11 protein-coding genes are annotated in these 16,042 nt (G+C 74.2%); 6 read left to right on the forward strand and 5 right to left on the reverse strand.

Annotation, left to right across the window (positions count from 1 at the left end):
* Positions 1 to 20: 20 nt before the first annotated feature.
* The 5 genes from dnaE to ispA all read left to right on the forward strand — a co-directional run bounded on the left by dnaE (position 21) and on the right by ispA (position 7,542).
* Positions 21 to 3,563: a DNA polymerase III subunit alpha gene (dnaE, locus tag FQY79_RS03195; protein WP_146310658.1), complete on the forward strand. Its 3,543-nt coding sequence runs from the start codon at positions 21 to 23 to the stop codon at positions 3,561 to 3,563.
* 393 nt (positions 3,564 to 3,956) lie between these two features.
* Positions 3,957 to 4,916 (forward strand): acetyl-CoA carboxylase carboxyltransferase subunit alpha, encoded by a 960-nt coding sequence (locus tag FQY79_RS03200; RefSeq protein WP_146310660.1) that lies wholly within the window; start codon positions 3,957 to 3,959, stop codon positions 4,914 to 4,916.
* A 123-nt stretch (positions 4,917 to 5,039) separates the two neighbouring features.
* Positions 5,040 to 6,356: a tRNA lysidine(34) synthetase TilS gene (gene tilS / locus FQY79_RS03205; RefSeq protein WP_146310662.1), complete on the forward strand. Its 1,317-nt coding sequence runs from the start codon at positions 5,040 to 5,042 to the stop codon at positions 6,354 to 6,356.
* Positions 6,357 to 6,389: 33 nt separating this feature from the next.
* The gene (locus FQY79_RS03210; RefSeq protein ID WP_146310664.1) at positions 6,390 to 6,653 is read left to right on the forward strand and encodes an exodeoxyribonuclease VII small subunit; all 264 of its coding nucleotides are present in this window, start codon (positions 6,390 to 6,392) and stop codon (positions 6,651 to 6,653) included.
* The gene (gene ispA / locus FQY79_RS03215; protein ID WP_146310666.1) at positions 6,640 to 7,542 is read left to right on the forward strand and encodes a (2E,6E)-farnesyl diphosphate synthase; all 903 of its coding nucleotides are present in this window, start codon (positions 6,640 to 6,642) and stop codon (positions 7,540 to 7,542) included. Before FQY79_RS03210 ends, ispA begins: the two co-directional genes overlap by 14 nt.
* 19 nt (positions 7,543 to 7,561) lie before the next feature.
* Here the strand turns inward: ispA and FQY79_RS03220 are convergent, their stop codons facing one another.
* From FQY79_RS03220 to pmbA, 3 genes are all read right to left on the reverse strand, one after another.
* A complete protein-coding gene (locus FQY79_RS03220) occupies positions 7,562 to 7,999 on the reverse strand; it encodes a DUF4870 domain-containing protein (protein WP_186759719.1) in 438 nt (145 codons plus the stop codon).
* Positions 8,000 to 8,159: 160 nt separating this feature from the next.
* A complete protein-coding gene (locus tag FQY79_RS03225) occupies positions 8,160 to 8,588 on the reverse strand; it encodes a DUF4870 domain-containing protein (protein ID WP_146310670.1) in 429 nt (142 codons plus the stop codon).
* 80 nt (positions 8,589 to 8,668) lie between these two features.
* On the reverse strand, positions 8,669 to 10,042 hold the full coding sequence (pmbA, locus tag FQY79_RS03230; protein ID WP_146310672.1) for a metalloprotease PmbA: 1,374 nt from the start codon (positions 10,040 to 10,042) through the stop codon (positions 8,669 to 8,671).
* A 17-nt stretch (positions 10,043 to 10,059) separates the two neighbouring features.
* Here pmbA and yjgA point away from each other — a divergent pair, with 17 nt between their 5' ends.
* Entirely contained in the window at positions 10,060 to 10,626 is a 567-nt protein-coding gene (yjgA, locus tag FQY79_RS03235; RefSeq protein ID WP_146310674.1) for a ribosome biogenesis factor YjgA, read from the forward strand.
* A gap of 50 nt (positions 10,627 to 10,676) precedes the next feature.
* Here yjgA and tldD read toward each other — a convergent pair whose 3' ends face one another.
* Both tldD and FQY79_RS03245 read right to left on the reverse strand, forming a co-directional pair.
* A complete protein-coding gene (gene tldD, locus FQY79_RS03240) occupies positions 10,677 to 12,128 on the reverse strand; it encodes a metalloprotease TldD (RefSeq protein WP_146310675.1) in 1,452 nt (483 codons plus the stop codon).
* A gap of 57 nt (positions 12,129 to 12,185) precedes the next feature.
* Positions 12,186 to 16,025 carry a YhdP family protein gene (locus tag FQY79_RS03245; protein WP_146310677.1) on the reverse strand — a complete coding sequence of 1,280 codons (3,840 nt, stop codon included), beginning with the start codon at positions 16,023 to 16,025 and terminating at the stop codon, positions 12,186 to 12,188.
* Positions 16,026 to 16,042 lie beyond the last annotated feature (17 nt).

Genomic DNA, 16,042 nt, shown 5'->3' on the forward strand with positions numbered 1-16,042 from the left:
GCCTGCCTGCCGTGGCCACGATGTCCCGTTTCGTCCACCTCCACGTCCACAGCGAGTATTCGCTGGTCGATTCGACGATCCGGATCCCGGATCTCGTGCGCCGCTGCGCCGAGCTCGGGCAGCCGTCGGTGGCGGTGACCGACCGCAACAACCTGTTCGCGCTGGTCAAGTTCTACCGGGCCGCGGAGGCGGCCGGGCTCAAGCCGATCGCCGGCGCCGACGTGATGGTCGCCGAGGGCGACGGGCCGGCCTCGCTGCTGACCCTGCTGTGCCGCGACCACGCCGGCTACCTGTCGCTGTCGCGGCTGTTGACTCGGGCCTGGATGGAGGGCCACCGCCACGACGGCGTGGTGGTGCGGCCCGAATGGCTGGCGGAGGACTCGCAGGGCCTGTTCGCCCTGGCCGGGCGCAACAGCCGGGTCGGCCAGCTGCTGGCCGGCGGCCGCGAGGACCTGGCCGGCGCCGCGCTGGCCGACCTGCAGCGCACCTGGGGCGAACACTGCTTCCTCGAACTCACCCGCTGCGGGCTGGAGGGCGAGGAGCTGTTCAATGCCTTCGCCCTGCACGCCTCGAGCACGCGCTCGATCCCGGTGGTGGCCAGCAACGACGCCCGCTTCCTCGACGCCGACGGCTTCGAGGCCCACGAGGCCCGCGTGTGCATCGCCTCGGGCCGGGTGCTGGACGATCCGCGCCGCCCGCGCGAGTACGCGCCGGCGCAGTACCTGAAGTCGAGCGAGGAGATGGCGGAGCTGTTCGCCGACGTCCCCGACGCGATCGACAACACCATCGCCCTGGCCCAGCGCTGCAACATCGAACTGCGGCTGGGCAAGTACTACCTGCCGGCCTACCCGGTGCCCGAAGGCGAGACCCTGGACACCTGGATCCGGCGCGAGGCCCGCGACGGTCTGGCCCGGCGCCTGGCCCGTGCCCCGCTGGCGCCGGGCCACACTCCCGAGAGCTATGCCGAACGGCTCGAGCGCGAGCTGGACGTGATCGTCTCGATGGGCTTCCCGGGCTACTTCCTGATCGTCTCGGACTTCATCCGCTGGGCCAAGGAGCACGGGATCCCGGTGGGTCCGGGCCGCGGCTCGGGCGCCGGCTCGCTGGTGGCCTGGGCGCTGGAGATCACCGACCTCGACCCGCTGCCCTACGACCTGCTGTTCGAGCGCTTCCTCAACCCCGAGCGCGTGTCGATGCCGGACTTCGACATCGACTTCTGCATGGACCGCCGCGACGAGGTGATCGACTACGTCGCCGGCAAGTACGGCCGCGACCGGGTCAGCCAGATCATCACCTACGGCACCATGGCCGCGAAGGCGGTGCTGCGCGACGCCGGGCGCGTGCTGGGCCATCCCTACGGCTTCGTCGACGGCCTGTCCAAGCTGATCCCGCTGCAGCCGGCCGACCCGCTCTCGCTCGAGGACGCGATCGGCCGCAGCAAGCGCGCGCAGAAGGACGAGCGCTACGTCGTCGCCGAGTTCAAGCAGCGCTACGAGACCGAGGACGAGGTCCGCGACCTGGTCGACCTCGCACTGCAGCTGGAAGACCTGACCCGCAACGCCGGCAAGCACGCCGGTGGCGTGGTGATCGCGCCCTCGCCGCTGTCGGACTTCTGCCCGCTGTTCGCCGAACACGACGAGGGCGGCCGCGGCAAAAACCCGGTCACCCAGTTCGACAAGGACGACGTCGAGGCGGTGGGCCTGGTGAAGTTCGACTTCCTCGGCCTGCGCACGCTCACGATCATCGACTGGGCGGTCAAGGCGATCAACCGCCGCCGCGCGGCCGCCGGCGAGGAACCGCTCGACATCGGCGCGCTGCCGCTCGACGACAGGGCCACCTACGAGCTGTTCGCGCGCGGCGACACGGTCGCGGTGTTCCAGTTCGAGTCGCGCGGCATGCGCGAGCTGCTCAAGCGCGCCAGGCCCGACACCTTCGAGGACATCATCGCGCTGGCGGCGCTGTTCCGGCCCGGCCCGCTGGGTTCGGGCATGGACCGCCAATGGTGCGACCGCAAGCACGGGATCGAGGAGGTCAGCTACCCGCACCCGGCGCTGGAGCCGGTGCTCAAGCCGACCTACGGCGTGATCGTGTACCAGGAACAGGTGATGCAGATCGCCCAGGTCCTGGCCGGCTATTCGCTCGGCGGCGCCGACCTGCTGCGCCGCGCGATGGGCAAGAAGAAGCCCGAGGAGATGGCCAAGGAGCGCGCCAAGTTCGAGGCCGGCGCCGCGGCCAACGGGGTCGACGCGAAGACCGCGACCCAGATCTTCGACCTGATGGAGAAGTTCGCCGAGTACGGCTTCAACAAGTCGCACTCGGCTGCCTACGCGCTGGTCGCCTACCAGACCGCGTGGCTGAAGGTGCACTACCCGGCCGAGTTCATGGCCGCGGTGATGTCCTCGGACATGGACAACACCGACAAGGTGGTCGGCTTCCTCAACGAGGCCAAGGCCATGGGCCTGGCCGTGCTGCCGCCGGACGTGAATTCCTCGGCCTACATGTTCGAGGCGATCGACGGCGACGAGGACGCGCAGGGCCGCCGCACCACGATCCGCTACGGCCTGGGCGCGGTGAAGGGCGTGGGCCGCGGCGCCTGCGAGGCGATCATCGAGGCGCGCGGCGACGGCTACCGCGACCTGTACGACTTCTGCAAGCGGGTCGATTCCTCGCGCCTCAACCGGCGCGCGCTCGAGGCCCTGGTCCAGGCCGGCGCGCTCGATGCGCTCGCGCCCAACCGCGCCTCGCTGATGCTGCAGCTGCCCGAGGTGCTCAAGGCCACCGACCAGATCGCGAAGAACCGCGCCGCGGGCATGTTCGACATGTTCGGCGGCGGCGGCGAGACCGATATCCAGATCGACCTGCCAACCTGCGAGGAATGGCCGCTCAAGCAGAAGCTCGACGGCGAGCGCGAGACCCTGGGCCACTACCTCAGCGGCCATCCGCTCGACCCCTACCGGGAGGAGCTGCGCGCGCTGGTCGGCCACGACCTGGGCCAGCTCGACCAGCTGTGGGCGGCGCGCAGCGAATCCGAATCGCGCGGCTGGCGACCGGAGACCACCGTGGTCGTCGCCGGCCAGGTGCTGTCGATGCGCAAGCGCGGCGATTCGCAGGCCTTCGTGCTGATCGAGGACGGGCGCGGCCGGCTGGAATGCGCGTTCTTCGCCGAGGAGTACGTCGCCAATTCCACCCTGCTCACCCGCGACCGCATCCTGATCATCGAGGGCGGCCTGCGCGAGGACGAATTCAGCGGCGGTTTCTCGCTGCGCGCGCGCCGCTGCTGGGACTTCGAGCAGGTCTGCCAGCAGCACGCCAACGGCCTGGCGCTGCAGCTCGACCTGCGCGTGCCCGGCGCACTCGACCGGGTCGAATCGCTGTTCGCCCAGCACCGCCCCGGCAAGACCCCGCTGCGCTACGACCTGCTGCTGCCCACCGGGGCGGCGGGCAAGCTCGACGTGAACGGCGCGCACGGCATCCGTGTCGCCCCCGACCTGCCTTCCACCCTGCGCAGCCTGCCCGGCGTGCGCCAGGTGAAGCTGTCGCTGGCGCGGCCCTGGGTGCAGTAGCCCGCAGGCCGCACACCCGTCCGGCCGGGAGACCCGCACCGCCGGCCCCGTCGGGGGGCAGGCCAGGGGATGCGCCCGAGCCCGGTGGCGGCGGTCGGCTGCGCGAACGCATCCCGCCCCGGCCCAGGCGGTCCTGGCCCGCGCCCACCTCCTGAACGGGGGACGTGGCGGCCGCGGGGCCGCGCTGCGGCGGGTCCGGGCCGTGCCGGGCCGGGCCGGGCGGTGCATTCCCGGCAGCGAACGCCACCTCCAGGCCACCCGGGGCCGGCTGCCGCGCCCTCCCGGAACGCTGCCCGGGGACTGCACCGGGCCGCCCTGACCCCGCACGCCCGGGTACGGGGCTTTCGGCCCCCGTCGGCTAGACTGTCCGTTTCCCGGCAGTCCAGCCCACCGATGAACCCGAACTACCTCGACTTCGAGCAGCCCATCGCGGACCTTGAGGCCAAGATCCACGAGCTGCGCCAGGCCAGCAACGGCCCGGCGGTGAACATCGACGCCGAGATCAACGCGCTGCAGGACAAGCTGCGCAAGCGCACCGCGTACATCTTCCGCGACCTCAGCCCCTGGCAGGTCTCGCAGCTGGCGCGCCATCCGATGCGCCCGTACACCCTGGACTATGTCCGGGTGATGTGCGACGAGTTCGAGGAGCTGGCCGGCGACCGCGCCTACGCCGACGACCCGGCGATCGTCGGCGGGCTGGGCCGCATCGACGGCCGCCCGGTGGTGATCATCGGCCACCAGAAGGGCCGCGACACCAAGTCGAAGGTGCGCCGCAACTTCGGCATGCCGCGCCCGGAGGGCTACCGCAAGGCCCTGCGGCTGATGAAGCTGGCCGAGCGGTTCAGGCTCCCGCTGCTGACCTTCATCGACACCCCGGGCGCCTACCCCGGCATCGGCGCGGAGGAGCGCGGCCAGTCCGAGGCGATCGCGCGCAACCTGCTGGAGATGGCCGAGCTGCGCACCCCGATCCTGTGCACGGTGATCGGCGAGGGCGGCTCGGGCGGCGCGCTGGCGATCGGCGTCGGCGACCGCACGATCATGCTCGAGTACAGCACCTACTCGGTGATCTCGCCCGAGGGCTGCGCCTCGATCCTGTGGAAGGACGCCGGCAAGGCGCGCGATGCCGCCGAGCAGCTGGGCCTGACCGCGCGCCGGCTGCACGAGCTGGGCCTGGTCGACCGGGTGATGCGCGAGCCGATCGGCGGCGCGCACCGCAACCCGCGCCAGACCGCGATCCGGCTCAAGGCCCTGCTGCTCAACGAACTCGACGCGCTGGCCGACGTGCCGCTGGATGAACTGCTGGAGCGGCGCTATCGCCGGCTGCGCGGCTACGGCGCCTACGCGGCCGCCTGACCCGGCGACGCCGGCGCCAGGCCCGGGCCCGGGGAATCTGGGGAGGGCGAAGACGATGCCCGACCGCCGCAACGGCGCGCAGGCGCGCCCGGGTACCGGCCCGGGCCGGGAGGCGGTGGCGCCATGAGCCGCGTGCCGACGCTCGCGCTGCCACCGCCGCCCGCGCAGGGCCCGTGGCTGGTGGGCTACAGCGGTGGCCTCGATTCGACCGTGCTGCTGCACCGCCTGGCCCGTGAGGACAGCGGCCGGACGCTGCGCGCGATCCACGTCCACCACGGCCTGCAGGCGGGCGCCGACCACTGGGCCGCACACTGCGAACGCACCTGCCGCGCGCTCGGGGTCGCGTTCCAGGTGGTCCGGATCGAGGTGGCGCGCGGGTCCGGCGAGGGCCTGGAAGCGGCTGCGCGGCGCGGCCGCATGGCCGCCTTCGCCCAGGCCCTGGAAGACGGCGGTGTGCTGGCCCTCGCCCACCACCGCGACGACCAGGCCGAAACACTGCTGCTGCGCGCGCTGCGCGCCTCGGGCAGCGACGGGCTCGGCGCCATGCGCCCCTCGCGCCGCTTCGCCCGTGGCTGGCTGTGGCGCCCCTTCCTGGCGCTGCCGCGCCAGGCACTGCTCGACTACGCCCGGGCGCATGGACTGGAATGGATCGAGGATCCGTCCAACGCCAGCGACGCCCACGACCGGAACTACCTGCGGCGGCGGGTGATGCCCCTGCTCCAGGCACGCTGGCCGCAGGCGGCCGCGGCCCTGGCCCGCGCCGCCCAGCTGCAGCGCGAGGCCGTGGACCTGCTCGAAGCCGGCGACCGCGAGGCCCTGGCCCTGGTGCGCGGAGCCGACCCGGCCTGCCTGCACGCCGACCGCCTGGCCGCGCTGCCGCCGGCGCGCCGCGCCCGGGTGCTGCGCCGCTGGATCGACGCCCTCGGCCTGCCGCCGCTGCCCGCCCGCGGGGTGGCCGGCATCGACGCCTGGCTGCGCCAGGCGCCCGCGACCGGCACCGCCGCCTTCGCCTGGCACGGCGCCGTGGTCCGGCTGTGGCGCGGCTTGCTCTGGGCCGGGACCGGGTCGCCCGCGGTGCCCGACGGCCTGCGCCTGGCCTGGGACGGAACCGGCCCGCTGGCCTGGCCCGGCGGCGGCTGCCTGGCGCTGGCGCCGGCGGCGGCTCCCGGCGAGATCCCGGCGCCCGGCGGCTTGCTGCAGGTCCATCCACGCCGCGGCGGCGAACGCATCGTCCTGCCGGGCCGGCGCCACTCGCACGCGCTCAAGCACGTGCTGCAGGAGCTGGGCATCCCGCCCTGGGTGCGCGCGCGGATGCCCCTGCTCTCCGACGCCACCGGCACCCTGCTGGCGGCCGGTGACCTGGTGCTGTCGGCCTCGCTGGACCGCTGGCTGCGCACCAGCGGCCGACGCCTGCGCTGGTCCGGCGCCGGCATCGGCTGACGCGGGCGCCGCGCCCTGGCTTACACTGGACCCATGTCCCGCACCCCCGACAACGACGCCTCGCCGGTCGCCGATTTCGAGGCCTCGCTCGACCAGCTCGAGCAACTGGTGGAGAAGATGGAACAGGGCGACATGAGCCTGGAGGAATCCCTCGCCGCCTACGAGCGCGGCGTGGGCCTCTACCGCCGCTGCCGGGACGCGCTGGAGCAGGCCGAGCTGCGCGTGCGCCTGCTCACCGACCCCGAAGCCCCGGAACGGTCGGAGCCGTTCCCGGGCCTGGCCGATGGCGAGCCCTGACCCCGGCGGCAACGGCGCCCATCCCGCCCTGGCCCGCTGGCGCGCGCGCGTGGACGCGGCGCTGGAATCGGCGCTGGACGGGCTGGAGGGGACCGAGCCGCGCCTGCTCTCGGCCATGCGCCATGCCGTGCTGCTCGGCGGCAAGCGCATGCGCCCGCTGCTGACCTACGCCACCGGCGTGGCCTGCGGCGCGGCCGAGGACGCGCTGGACGCGCCCGCCGCGGCGGTCGAGCTGATGCATGCCTATTCGCTGGTGCACGACGACCTGCCGGCGATGGACGACGACGCCCTGCGCCGCGGCCAGCCGACCGTGCACGTGGCCTACGGCGAAGCGACCGCGATCCTGGCCGGCGACGCGCTGCAGTCGCTGGCATTCGCCACCCTCGCCACGGCCCCGGCCGCCGACGCCGCGCGGGTGGCGATGCTGGCCGAGCTGGCCACCGCCGGCGGCGCGGCCGGCATGTGCGGCGGCCAGGCGCTCGACCTCGCCGCCACCGGTGCCGCGATCCCGCTGCCCGCGCTGGAGCGGCTGCATGCGATGAAGACCGGCGCCCTGCTGCGCGCCGCGGTGCGCCTGGGCGCGATCGCCGCCGGCGCCGACGCCGGCGCGCGCCGGGCGCTGGACACTTTCGCCGGGGCGCTGGGCCTGGCGTTCCAGGTTCGCGACGACCTGCTCGACATCGAGGGCGACAGCGCGACCCTGGGCAAGACCGCCGGCAAGGACGTCGCCCAGGACAAGGCCACCTTTCCGGCCCTGATCGGCGCCGACGCCTCGCGCGCGCGGCTGCGCGAACTCGCCGCGGCGATGGCGCAGGCGCTCCAGGCGGTGCCGGGCGATACCTCGGTGCTCGCGGCCCTGGCCCGGCTGGCGATCGAGCGCGACCGCTGAAGGGCGGCCGCGCCGGACCTCAGAGCAGGCGCAGGGTCAGCGGATAGCGGTAGCTTTCGCCATCGAGCGCGCGCACCGTCGCCACGATGCTGCAGACCAGCCACATCACCGCGATCGCGACCGCGGCCACCACGAGCAGCAGGCCGGCCGGCAGGGTCAGCACCAGGCCCAGGCCCAGGGTGAACACCGTGGCCCCGACCAGCAGCGCGGCGACCACGCACAGGGCGCAGGCGTACAGGAACATGGTGAGGTTGAAGTTGAACGCTTCGCGCGCATGCCCGGCGACGAACGCGCTGTCCCCGCGCTTGGCCAGGTAGACCGCGCCGGCCGCCAGCATGCCGGCGAACCCGGCGGTCCAGCTGGTCAGCAGCGCCAGGGCGAGCGCCGCGGCATGGGCACCGGCGGCCCACTGGCGCTCGCCGAGGGTGGCGTCTTCACGATGCGGCATCGCATGCATGGGGGCTCCTCCCGACCGGAAACCGTCCGGCGTCCCCCCGATCATGCGCCCGCGGGGCGGGATCTCAACCCAACTGATGGCCTGGTGGGCCGCGCCGCAGGCGGACACGCGCGGATCCGGACGCGGCCGCGCCACGTCCGGACCCGTACGGCGTCGCCCCCTACTTGATCAGGCGGATGGCGAACGGATAACGGTACGCCGTGCCCTCGTTGGACTTGATCGCCGCGATGATGATGAACACCAGCGCGGCCAGGCCGATCAGCGCCATCAGCGGCACGGCGACGAGGAAGCCGATGCCCAGGGTCAGGACCCCGACCAGGAACAGCACCAGCATGATCGCGGCCACGGTGATGTTGAAGTTCAACGCTTCCTTGGCCTGGTCGTCCACGAACGGCATGGTCTCGCGCTTCATCAGCCAGATGACCAGCGGCCCGAGGAAGCAGCCGATACTGAACGCCCAGCCGGCGGTCACCAGACCACCGGCCAGTGCCGACAGGTGCGCGAACATCGCCCACTGGCGCTCCTCCGCGGCGATCCCGCCGGCGGCGTCCCCGGCCGACGGCGGCTGGACATTCTGCTCTTCAGACATTGGATTCCCCTCGCGCCCCTGGAACGGTGCAGACGGCGGGCGCGGCCGTGTGCGGTCAAGAGCATAACCGGGTTGGGCGGTCAATCCGACCCCGCCACGGTCATCGCGCCCACCAGGATCGAGCCGGTGCGGATGTGCGAGCGGGGGTCGACGTCGCTGCCGACCGCCTCGATCGCCTGGAACATCCCGCGCAGGTTGCCGGCGATGGTGATCCCGTCCACCGGATGGACGATCTCCCCGCCCCGCACCCGGAACCCGGCGGCGCCGTGCGAATAGTCGCCGGTGACCGGATTCACGCCCTGCCCCATCAGTTCGGTCACCACGATGCCGTCGCCCATGGTCCGCACCAGTTCGTCGAAGCCGCCGGCGTTGGCGGCCACCAGCAGGTTGTGCACGCCGCCGGCGTTGCCGGTGGTCTGCAGGCCCAGGCGCCGGGCCGAATAGCTGCCCAGCACGTAGCGCTGCAGCACGCCGTCGTCCACCAGTGCCGAGGCGCGGGTGGCCACGCCCTCGTCGTCCCAGGCCGCCGAACGCAGGCCGCGGGGCAGGAACGGATCCTCGTGGATCGAGAACCAGGCAGGGAACAGCCGGGTGCCGGCGCTGTCGAGCAGGAAGCTGGCGCGGCGGTACAGCGCGCCTCCAGAGACCGCGCCGAGCAGGTGTCCGACCAGCGATCGCGCCACCTCGGCGCAGAACAGTACCGGGTAGCTGCCGGTCGCCACCGGACGCGGCTGCAGCCGCGCCACGGCGCGCTCGGCCGCACGGCGCCCGACCGCCGCGGGCGGCTCGAGGTCGTCGGCCGCCAGGGCGTAGCTGTACCAGCCGTCGCGCTGCATCGCCTCGCCCCTGCCGGCGATCAGCGCGCAGCCGATGCTGTGGTGGGTGCCGCGCTCGGCGCCGACGAAGCCGTGCGAGTTGGCGTACACCGCCAGCGAGGCACTGCTGCTGACCGACGCGCCGTCGGAATTGGTGATGCGCGCATCGCCCTCGCGCCCGGCAGCCTCGCAGGCCAGGGCGAGGTCCACCGCGCGGTCGGGCTCCAGCGGCCAGGGGTGCCAGTCGTCGAAGTCCGGCCAGCCATCGGACCCCGGACGCGCCATCAGCCCGGCGTCGGCCAGTCCCGCCGCCGGATCGGGCTCGGTGTGGCGCGCGATCGCGCAGGCCTGGGCCACGGTGGCCTCGAGGCTGCCCTCGCGCAAGTCGGCGGTGCTGGCGCTGCCCTTGCGCTGGCCGAAGTACACCGTCACCGCGATGCCGCGGTCGCGGGTGGATTCGACCGTTTCCACCTCGCCCATGCGCACGCTCACGCTCAGGCCGCGCTCCTGCGTGCAGGAGACCTCGGCCTGGTCGGCGCCCTGGGCGCGGCAGGCCTCGAGCAGGCGCAGCGCCAGCCCCTGCAGCTCGTCGAGCCGGGCCTGGCTGTCGTCGGTGGCGGGAACGGCGACGCTGTTCAATGGCTTATCCTGTGGCGATGAGAGGACGGGACGAGGACACCGGCGAATTCCTGGCGCCGAGCCGCAGCCAGCGGCGGCGCGAGGCGCTGGACGTGCTGGCGCTGGCGACCACGCTGGCGGGGCTGGAACCGGGGCGCCTGGCGAAGCTGCCGGTGCCCGGACACCTGCTGCCGCACGTGGCCGAGGCGCGGCGCATCACCTCGCACATCGCCCGCAAGCGCCAGCTCGCGTTCCTGGCCAAGCAGATGCGGCGCGAGGACGACGAGGTGCTGGACGCGATCCGCGACGCGCTCGACGCCGGTGGCGAGGCGGCGAAGCAGGAAACCGCGCTGCTGCACCGCGCCGAACACTGGCGCGAACGCCTGCTCGACGACGGCGACGCGGCGCTGGGCGACCTGCTCGGCGAACATCCGCACGCCGACCGCCAGAAGCTGCGCCAGCTGGTGCGCAACGCGCTCGAGGAGCGCCATCGCAACCGTCCGCCGCGCGCGTACCGGGAACTGTTCCGCGAGATCCGCGATCTGCTGTCCGGCGCGAACGCGGGAGACGGCGTCGCAGACGAGGCGGCCGCGCTCGACGACTGACGCCACCGGCGCCGCGCACACCGCTGGGTGGAGCCCCGGCCGCACCGTGATCAGGCCCGGGTCCCGCCCACGGTGATCTGCGAGACCAGCAGCGACGGCTGGCCCACGCCCACCGGCACGCTCTGGCCGTCCTTGCCGCAGGTGCCCACGCCCTCGTCCAGCGCCAGGTCGTTGCCAACCATCGCCACCCGCTGCATGGTCTCCGGCCCGTTGCCGATCAGGGTCGCGCCCTTGACCGGCGCGGTGATGCGGCCGTCCTCGATCAGGTAGGCCTCGGTCGCCGAGAACACGTATTTGCCGCTGGTGATGTCGACCTGGCCGCCACCGAAGTTCACCGCGTACAGGCCCTTCTTCACCGAGCGGATCATCTCCTCGCGCTCGTGCGGCCCGGGCAGCATGTAGGTGTTGGTCATGCGCGGCATTACCAGGTGCGCGAACGACTCGCGACGGCCGTTGCCGGTCGGTGCCACGCCCATCAGGCGCGCGTTGAGCGTGTCCTGCATGTAGCCGGCGAGCACACCGTCCTCGATCAGCGTGGTGCACTGCGTGGGCGTGCCCTCGTCGTCGATGCTGAGCGAGCCGCGGCGGCCGTCCAGGGTGCCGTCGTCGACGATGGTGACGCCGGGCGCGGCCACGCGCTGGCCCATGCGTCCGGAGTAGGTGCTGGTGCCCTTGCGGTTGAAGTCGCCCTCGAGTCCGTGGCCGACCGCTTCGTGGAGCAGCACGCCCGGCCAGCCGGCGCCGAGCACCACCGGCATGTTGCCGGCCGGCGCGTCCACCGCCTCGAGGTTCACCAGCGCCTGGCGCAACGCCTCGCGGGCGAAGGATTCCGGGCGGCCGTCAGCGAGCAGTTCCTCGTAGGAATAACGCCCGCCATAGCCGGCGTAGCCGCTCTCGCGGCGTCCGTCCTGCTCCACGATCACCTGCACGTTGAGCCGTACCAGGGGGCGCACGTCGGCGGCGAGCACGCCGTCGCTGCGCGCCACCAGCACCGTGTCCACGCCGCCGGTCAGGCTCACCATCACCTGGCGCACGCGCGGATCGGCCGCGCGTACCGCGCGGTCCACGCGCCGCAGCGCCTCGACCTTGGCCGCGCTGTCGAGCGCGTCCACCGGGTCGACCGCCGGGTACAGCGGGCGCGCCCCGCCCACCGCCAGCGCGCGCGGGGCGCTGGAGCCGCCGTCGCGCGCGATCGCCCGCGCCGAGCGCGCCGCTTCGAGCAGCGCCTCGCCGTTGATGTCGTCCGAGTAGGCGAAGCCGGTCTTCTCGCCGCTGATCGCGCGCACGCCCACGCCCTGCTCGATCGAGTGCGCGCCGTCCTTGACGATCCCGTCCTCCACGCTCCAGCTCTCGCGCCGCGAATGCTGGAAATAGATGTCGCCGAAGTCGATGCCGGGCCCGAGCAGGGTGCCGAACATGCGATCGAGACCGGACGGGTCGAGCCCGGCCGGCTGCAGCAGGCGCGACTGGGCCAGGGCGAGGGGGGGTGGGGTGGTATCCATGCGGCAAGTCTGGGGCCTGGCGCGCGGAGCGCAAGCCCGGGGCCCGGCCCGGGGCGTTCAGTGCTCGCTGGATACCGGCCGATCCCGCTTCACGGCGGCCTGCGGGCCGTCGGGATGTTCGACCACCTCCACCCGCGGCTCCTTCCACGGCCCGGTGACCCGGTAGGTCCGCGCGCCCACGCCGCCCAGCGGCTTGCGCAGCACCGCGTTGGCCACCGCGCCCACCGCCGCACCCATCGGCCCCCCGGCGATCGCGCCCACCGCCGGCAGCAGGTTGCCGGTGCGCGGCAGCACTTCGATGGTCTGGTCGTGGGTCTGCGCGCGCAGGTCGCTGCGCCCGCGCATGTGGATGTCGGCCGCCGGACCCTCGATCGCCATGTCGTCGCTGCGGGCCAGGCCGTCGGCGATGCGCACCCGGCCACCGAGCCGGTTGAACGCGAAGCCCCTGGAGAAGAAGTCGCGGAAATCGAGCATCAGCCGCCGCGGCAGTTGGGCGATGCTGAGCAGGCCCAGGACCCGGCCCGCCCCCGGCTCGACCTCGACCAGGCGTCCGTGCTCGATCGCCAGCGACAGCTCGCCCTGCAGCGCGGCCAGCGAGAAGTCGCCCGGGCTGCGCGGCCAGCGCGCGTCGAACTCGAGCCGGCCGACGCCGCCGTCGATGCTCTTGCCGAAGCCCAGGCCCTGCATCAGTTCGCCGAAGTTGCGGCTGTCGGCCGCGGCCCGCAGGTGGGTGGCGCCCGCGGCGCCGCGGCCGGTCCAGCTGCCGCTGATGTCGATCGACTGCCGCTGCGAACGCGCCTGCAGGCGCTCGATCTGCATGCCCCGGTCGGTGCGGCGCGTGCGCAGTTCGACCCGGCCCAGCGACAGTGTCCCGAACCGGAACTCGTCCACGTCCAGCGACAGCGGCGGCACCCGCGCGGGATCCAGCGCGTCGCGATCGTCGGCCGCCGGCGCCGCGGCCCGCGGCCCGGGCGGCGGCAACGGCCAGTACAGGCGCGCGAACTCGCCGCGCACGGCGTCGTCGCGCCCGCGCGGGATCCGCAGGGTGCCCGACAATGCCTGGCCCTCGAACCCCACCTCGGTGGCGGCCCCGGTGTCGCTGGCACGCAGCCGCACGTCGTCGAAGCCCGCGCCCAGCAGCTGCAGCCTCGAGGCCGTCACGTCCACCCCGCGCAGCGCCAGGCCGCGCTCGCCGCCGCCGGTCCCGCCGGCGAGCATGGCCCAGCCGAGCGCGTCAAGCACCTGGGCATGGCCGCTGACCACCAGCCCGGTGGCCGGCGCCGGCTGCTCGACGCGGCCGGTGCCGAGGGCCACGCGCACCCCGGTCCGGCTGCCGGCGCTGCGCGCGCGCAGGCCCAGGCGTCCGCCCAGTTCGACCGCGATCTCGCCCTCGCCCAGCGGCAGCGAGGTGGTGATGGTGGTCGGCAGCGCGGCGGCCGCCGGCTTGGACAGCGGCTCCGGCAGGTCCAGCCCGGTGCCTTCCAGGCGCGAGCGCAGTTGCAGGCGCGCGCCGGTCGCCGCGCCGCGCTGCGCGCGCGGGATCGCCAGTGCCACCTGCCAGCGCGAGCGTCCGCGGATGCGCGGCGCGAGCCAGTCCAGCTGCGGCGCGTGCTGCAGCAGTTCGGCCGCCCCCAGCATGGCGTCCATGTCGGCCTCGAACGCCGACCCCGGATCGCGCACATGGCCGCGACCGGCGCGCAGCGACAGCGTGCCCGGGCGGCCGGCGCGCACCGCGCTCAGGCCGTTGCCGTCGAATCCGTGCTGGTCGTACCGCGCCTTGCCGCGGACCTGTTCGAAGCCGAGCTTCCATCGCGCATCGGCCAGCGCGACCCCGGCCAGGTCGACCTCGCCCCCGATCGCCGGACGCCCGCCCGCGCCCAGCGGCAGCGACATCGCGAACGTGGCCGCAACCGGCCCGCTCGCGGACACGTTGTCGAACGTGTCCTCCACGCCCTCGCGCAGCGGGCTGGCGCGCAGCAGCTCGAGCAGCGGGCCGGCGTCGCCGCGGGTGCGCGCCCGCACCTCCAGCGCCGCGCGCGAGTAGTGCGCCAGGCGCGCCTCCAGGTCCCGCACCTCGACCCCGCCCAGGCGCCCGTGGCCGTGCACGCGGAAGCCGTCGTTCACGAAGGCGACATCAGCCTCGAGCGCCTCCACCGCCGGCCAGTCCGGCTGGAACTTCACCACCGCGCCTTCCAGGCGGGCCTGGGCATGGAACACCCCGGCGCGGTGGCCGTCGTCGAGGGCGCTGAACGGCCAGTGGTCCAGGTCGCCCGCGACCAGCGCGCGCCCGTCGAGCACGCGCCCGTCCACCAGGGCCTCGTCGAGCCAGCGCTGCGCCGCGGCCGGCATCCGGTGCCGCACCCAGAAGCGCTTGGCCACCGGCACCCGCGCCTCGTCGATGGTGGCGGCCAGCGACAGCAGCGGACGCGACCCGTCGTTCTGGAACCAGATCCCGCCGCGCACGTCGGCGGCATAGCCCTCGCCCTCCACCCGCAGCCAGGGCGTGCCCACGCGCATCCCCGCGCCCTCGCGCCAGCCCACGACGTCGCCGCGCAGGGCAACCAGGTGCGGCGCGCCGAAGCCCGGCGGCCAGTCGAAGCGGACCTGCGACTCCGGATCCACCTGGAAGCGGAAGCCGGCGGCATCGCCGTCCAGGGTGCCGGCCAGCCCGGCCAGCCCGGGGGTGTCGCCGACGCTGGCGAAAGCCAGCGCCTGCAGCCGTGCGTGGGCGCGCACGCGCCCGCCGGCATCGCGCGCGATCACCAGCTCGTGGATCTGGACGTCCGGCGCCGCGGCCAGCAGCCAGGCGCGCAGGCGCGGCGGCAGGCGGTCGCCCAGGGCGGCAAAGGCCAGCAGCGGGCCGGCGTCGATGCGCCCCGCGCGCAGGGCCAGGCGCGAGCCGCCGGCGATCACCAGCCCGTCCAGCACCTGGCCGCCGCCATCGCGCGACAGGCGCAGGCGCGGCGCGTCCAGGCGCCAGCCCGCCTCGTCCGCCTGCCAGCGCGCGCGCGTCTCCAGTGCGTCCATGCGCAGCCGCGGCGGGTCCAGGCCGGGTTCGACCGGGGTTCCGCCCAGGACCACGTCGGCCAGCGCCGCGTCCACACTGAGCTGGCTGACCCGTCGCTGCTGCAGCTGCAGCCACAGCTGGGCACGGCCACGCCCGGCCTCCACCTGCGCCCCCGAATGCCGCAGCAGCGGCGTCCAGGCGGCGAGATCGGCATCGACGATCGCCGCGTGCGCGCGCCCGCCGCCGCTGCCCCGGTCCAGGTCCAGCGCCAGCTGCAGCGGCGCCGCCTCCTCGCGGATCCATGCGCGCGCCGCCGCGCGCACGCGGCCGGCATCCACCTGCAGGCGCAGGTCGATCCTCGCCAGGGTGGCCTGGAGCCCGAGCGACGGCGCGTCGATCGCCAGCCGGCCGCCGATCACCTGCAGTTCGCCCAGCGGCTCGAGCACGTCGAACGGGTCGCCGCCGCCCTGCTCCTGGCCGGGCAGCCCGCGCACCTGCCAGCGGCCGTCCTCGGCACGCTGCAGTTCCAGCTGCAGTCCGCGCAGGCGCAGCTCGGTGAACGAACGTCCGGGCAGCAGTCCCGCGTACTGCGCGACCAGGATCTCCGCCTCGCCGATCCGCACCGCGCCGGCTCCTTCGCCGATGCGCAGCCCGTCGACCCGCAGCAGCGGGCCGCGCCGGGTCCACTCGGTCTCCAACCGGTCGAAGGCCACCGGGCGCCCGGCGCGTTCGCCCAGCCAGGCCGCCACCCGGTCGGGATGGCGCTCGGCCAGCGGCAGCAGGCGGCTGACCGCGCCCACCACCAGGGCCGTGAGCACCAGCAGCAGGGCAGCGGCGTACCACGCGCCGCGGCGCGCGAGCCGCAGGCGGCGGCGCAGCGGCGTGGTCACGCCGGCCGCGCCCCGCG

It is taken from the genome of Luteimonas wenzhouensis, assembly GCF_007859305.1.
In the GTDB taxonomy this organism is placed as follows: Bacteria; Pseudomonadota; Gammaproteobacteria; order Xanthomonadales; family Xanthomonadaceae; genus Luteimonas; species Luteimonas wenzhouensis.

Bases quoted from the DNA above. Each gene is read 5' to 3' on its own strand.
- dnaE (WP_146310658.1), top strand. From the start codon at position 21: ATGTCCCGTTTCGTCCACCTCCACGTCCACAGCGAGTATTCGCTGGTC.
- ispA (WP_146310666.1), top strand. From the start codon at position 6,640: ATGGCGAGCCCTGACCCCGGCGGCAACGGCGCCCATCCCGCCCTGGCC.
- yjgA (WP_146310674.1), top strand. From the start codon at position 10,060: ATGAGAGGACGGGACGAGGACACCGGCGAATTCCTGGCGCCGAGCCGC.
- FQY79_RS03225 (WP_146310670.1), bottom strand. From the start codon at position 8,588: ATGTCTGAAGAGCAGAATGTCCAGCCGCCGTCGGCCGGGGACGCCGCC.
- tilS (WP_146310662.1), top strand. From the start codon at position 5,040: ATGAGCCGCGTGCCGACGCTCGCGCTGCCACCGCCGCCCGCGCAGGGC.
- FQY79_RS03200 (WP_146310660.1), top strand. From the start codon at position 3,957: ATGAACCCGAACTACCTCGACTTCGAGCAGCCCATCGCGGACCTTGAG.
- tldD (WP_146310675.1), bottom strand. From the start codon at position 12,128: ATGGATACCACCCCACCCCCCCTCGCCCTGGCCCAGTCGCGCCTGCTG.
- FQY79_RS03210 (WP_146310664.1), top strand. From the start codon at position 6,390: ATGTCCCGCACCCCCGACAACGACGCCTCGCCGGTCGCCGATTTCGAG.
- FQY79_RS03220 (WP_186759719.1), bottom strand. From the start codon at position 7,999: ATGCATGCGATGCCGCATCGTGAAGACGCCACCCTCGGCGAGCGCCAG.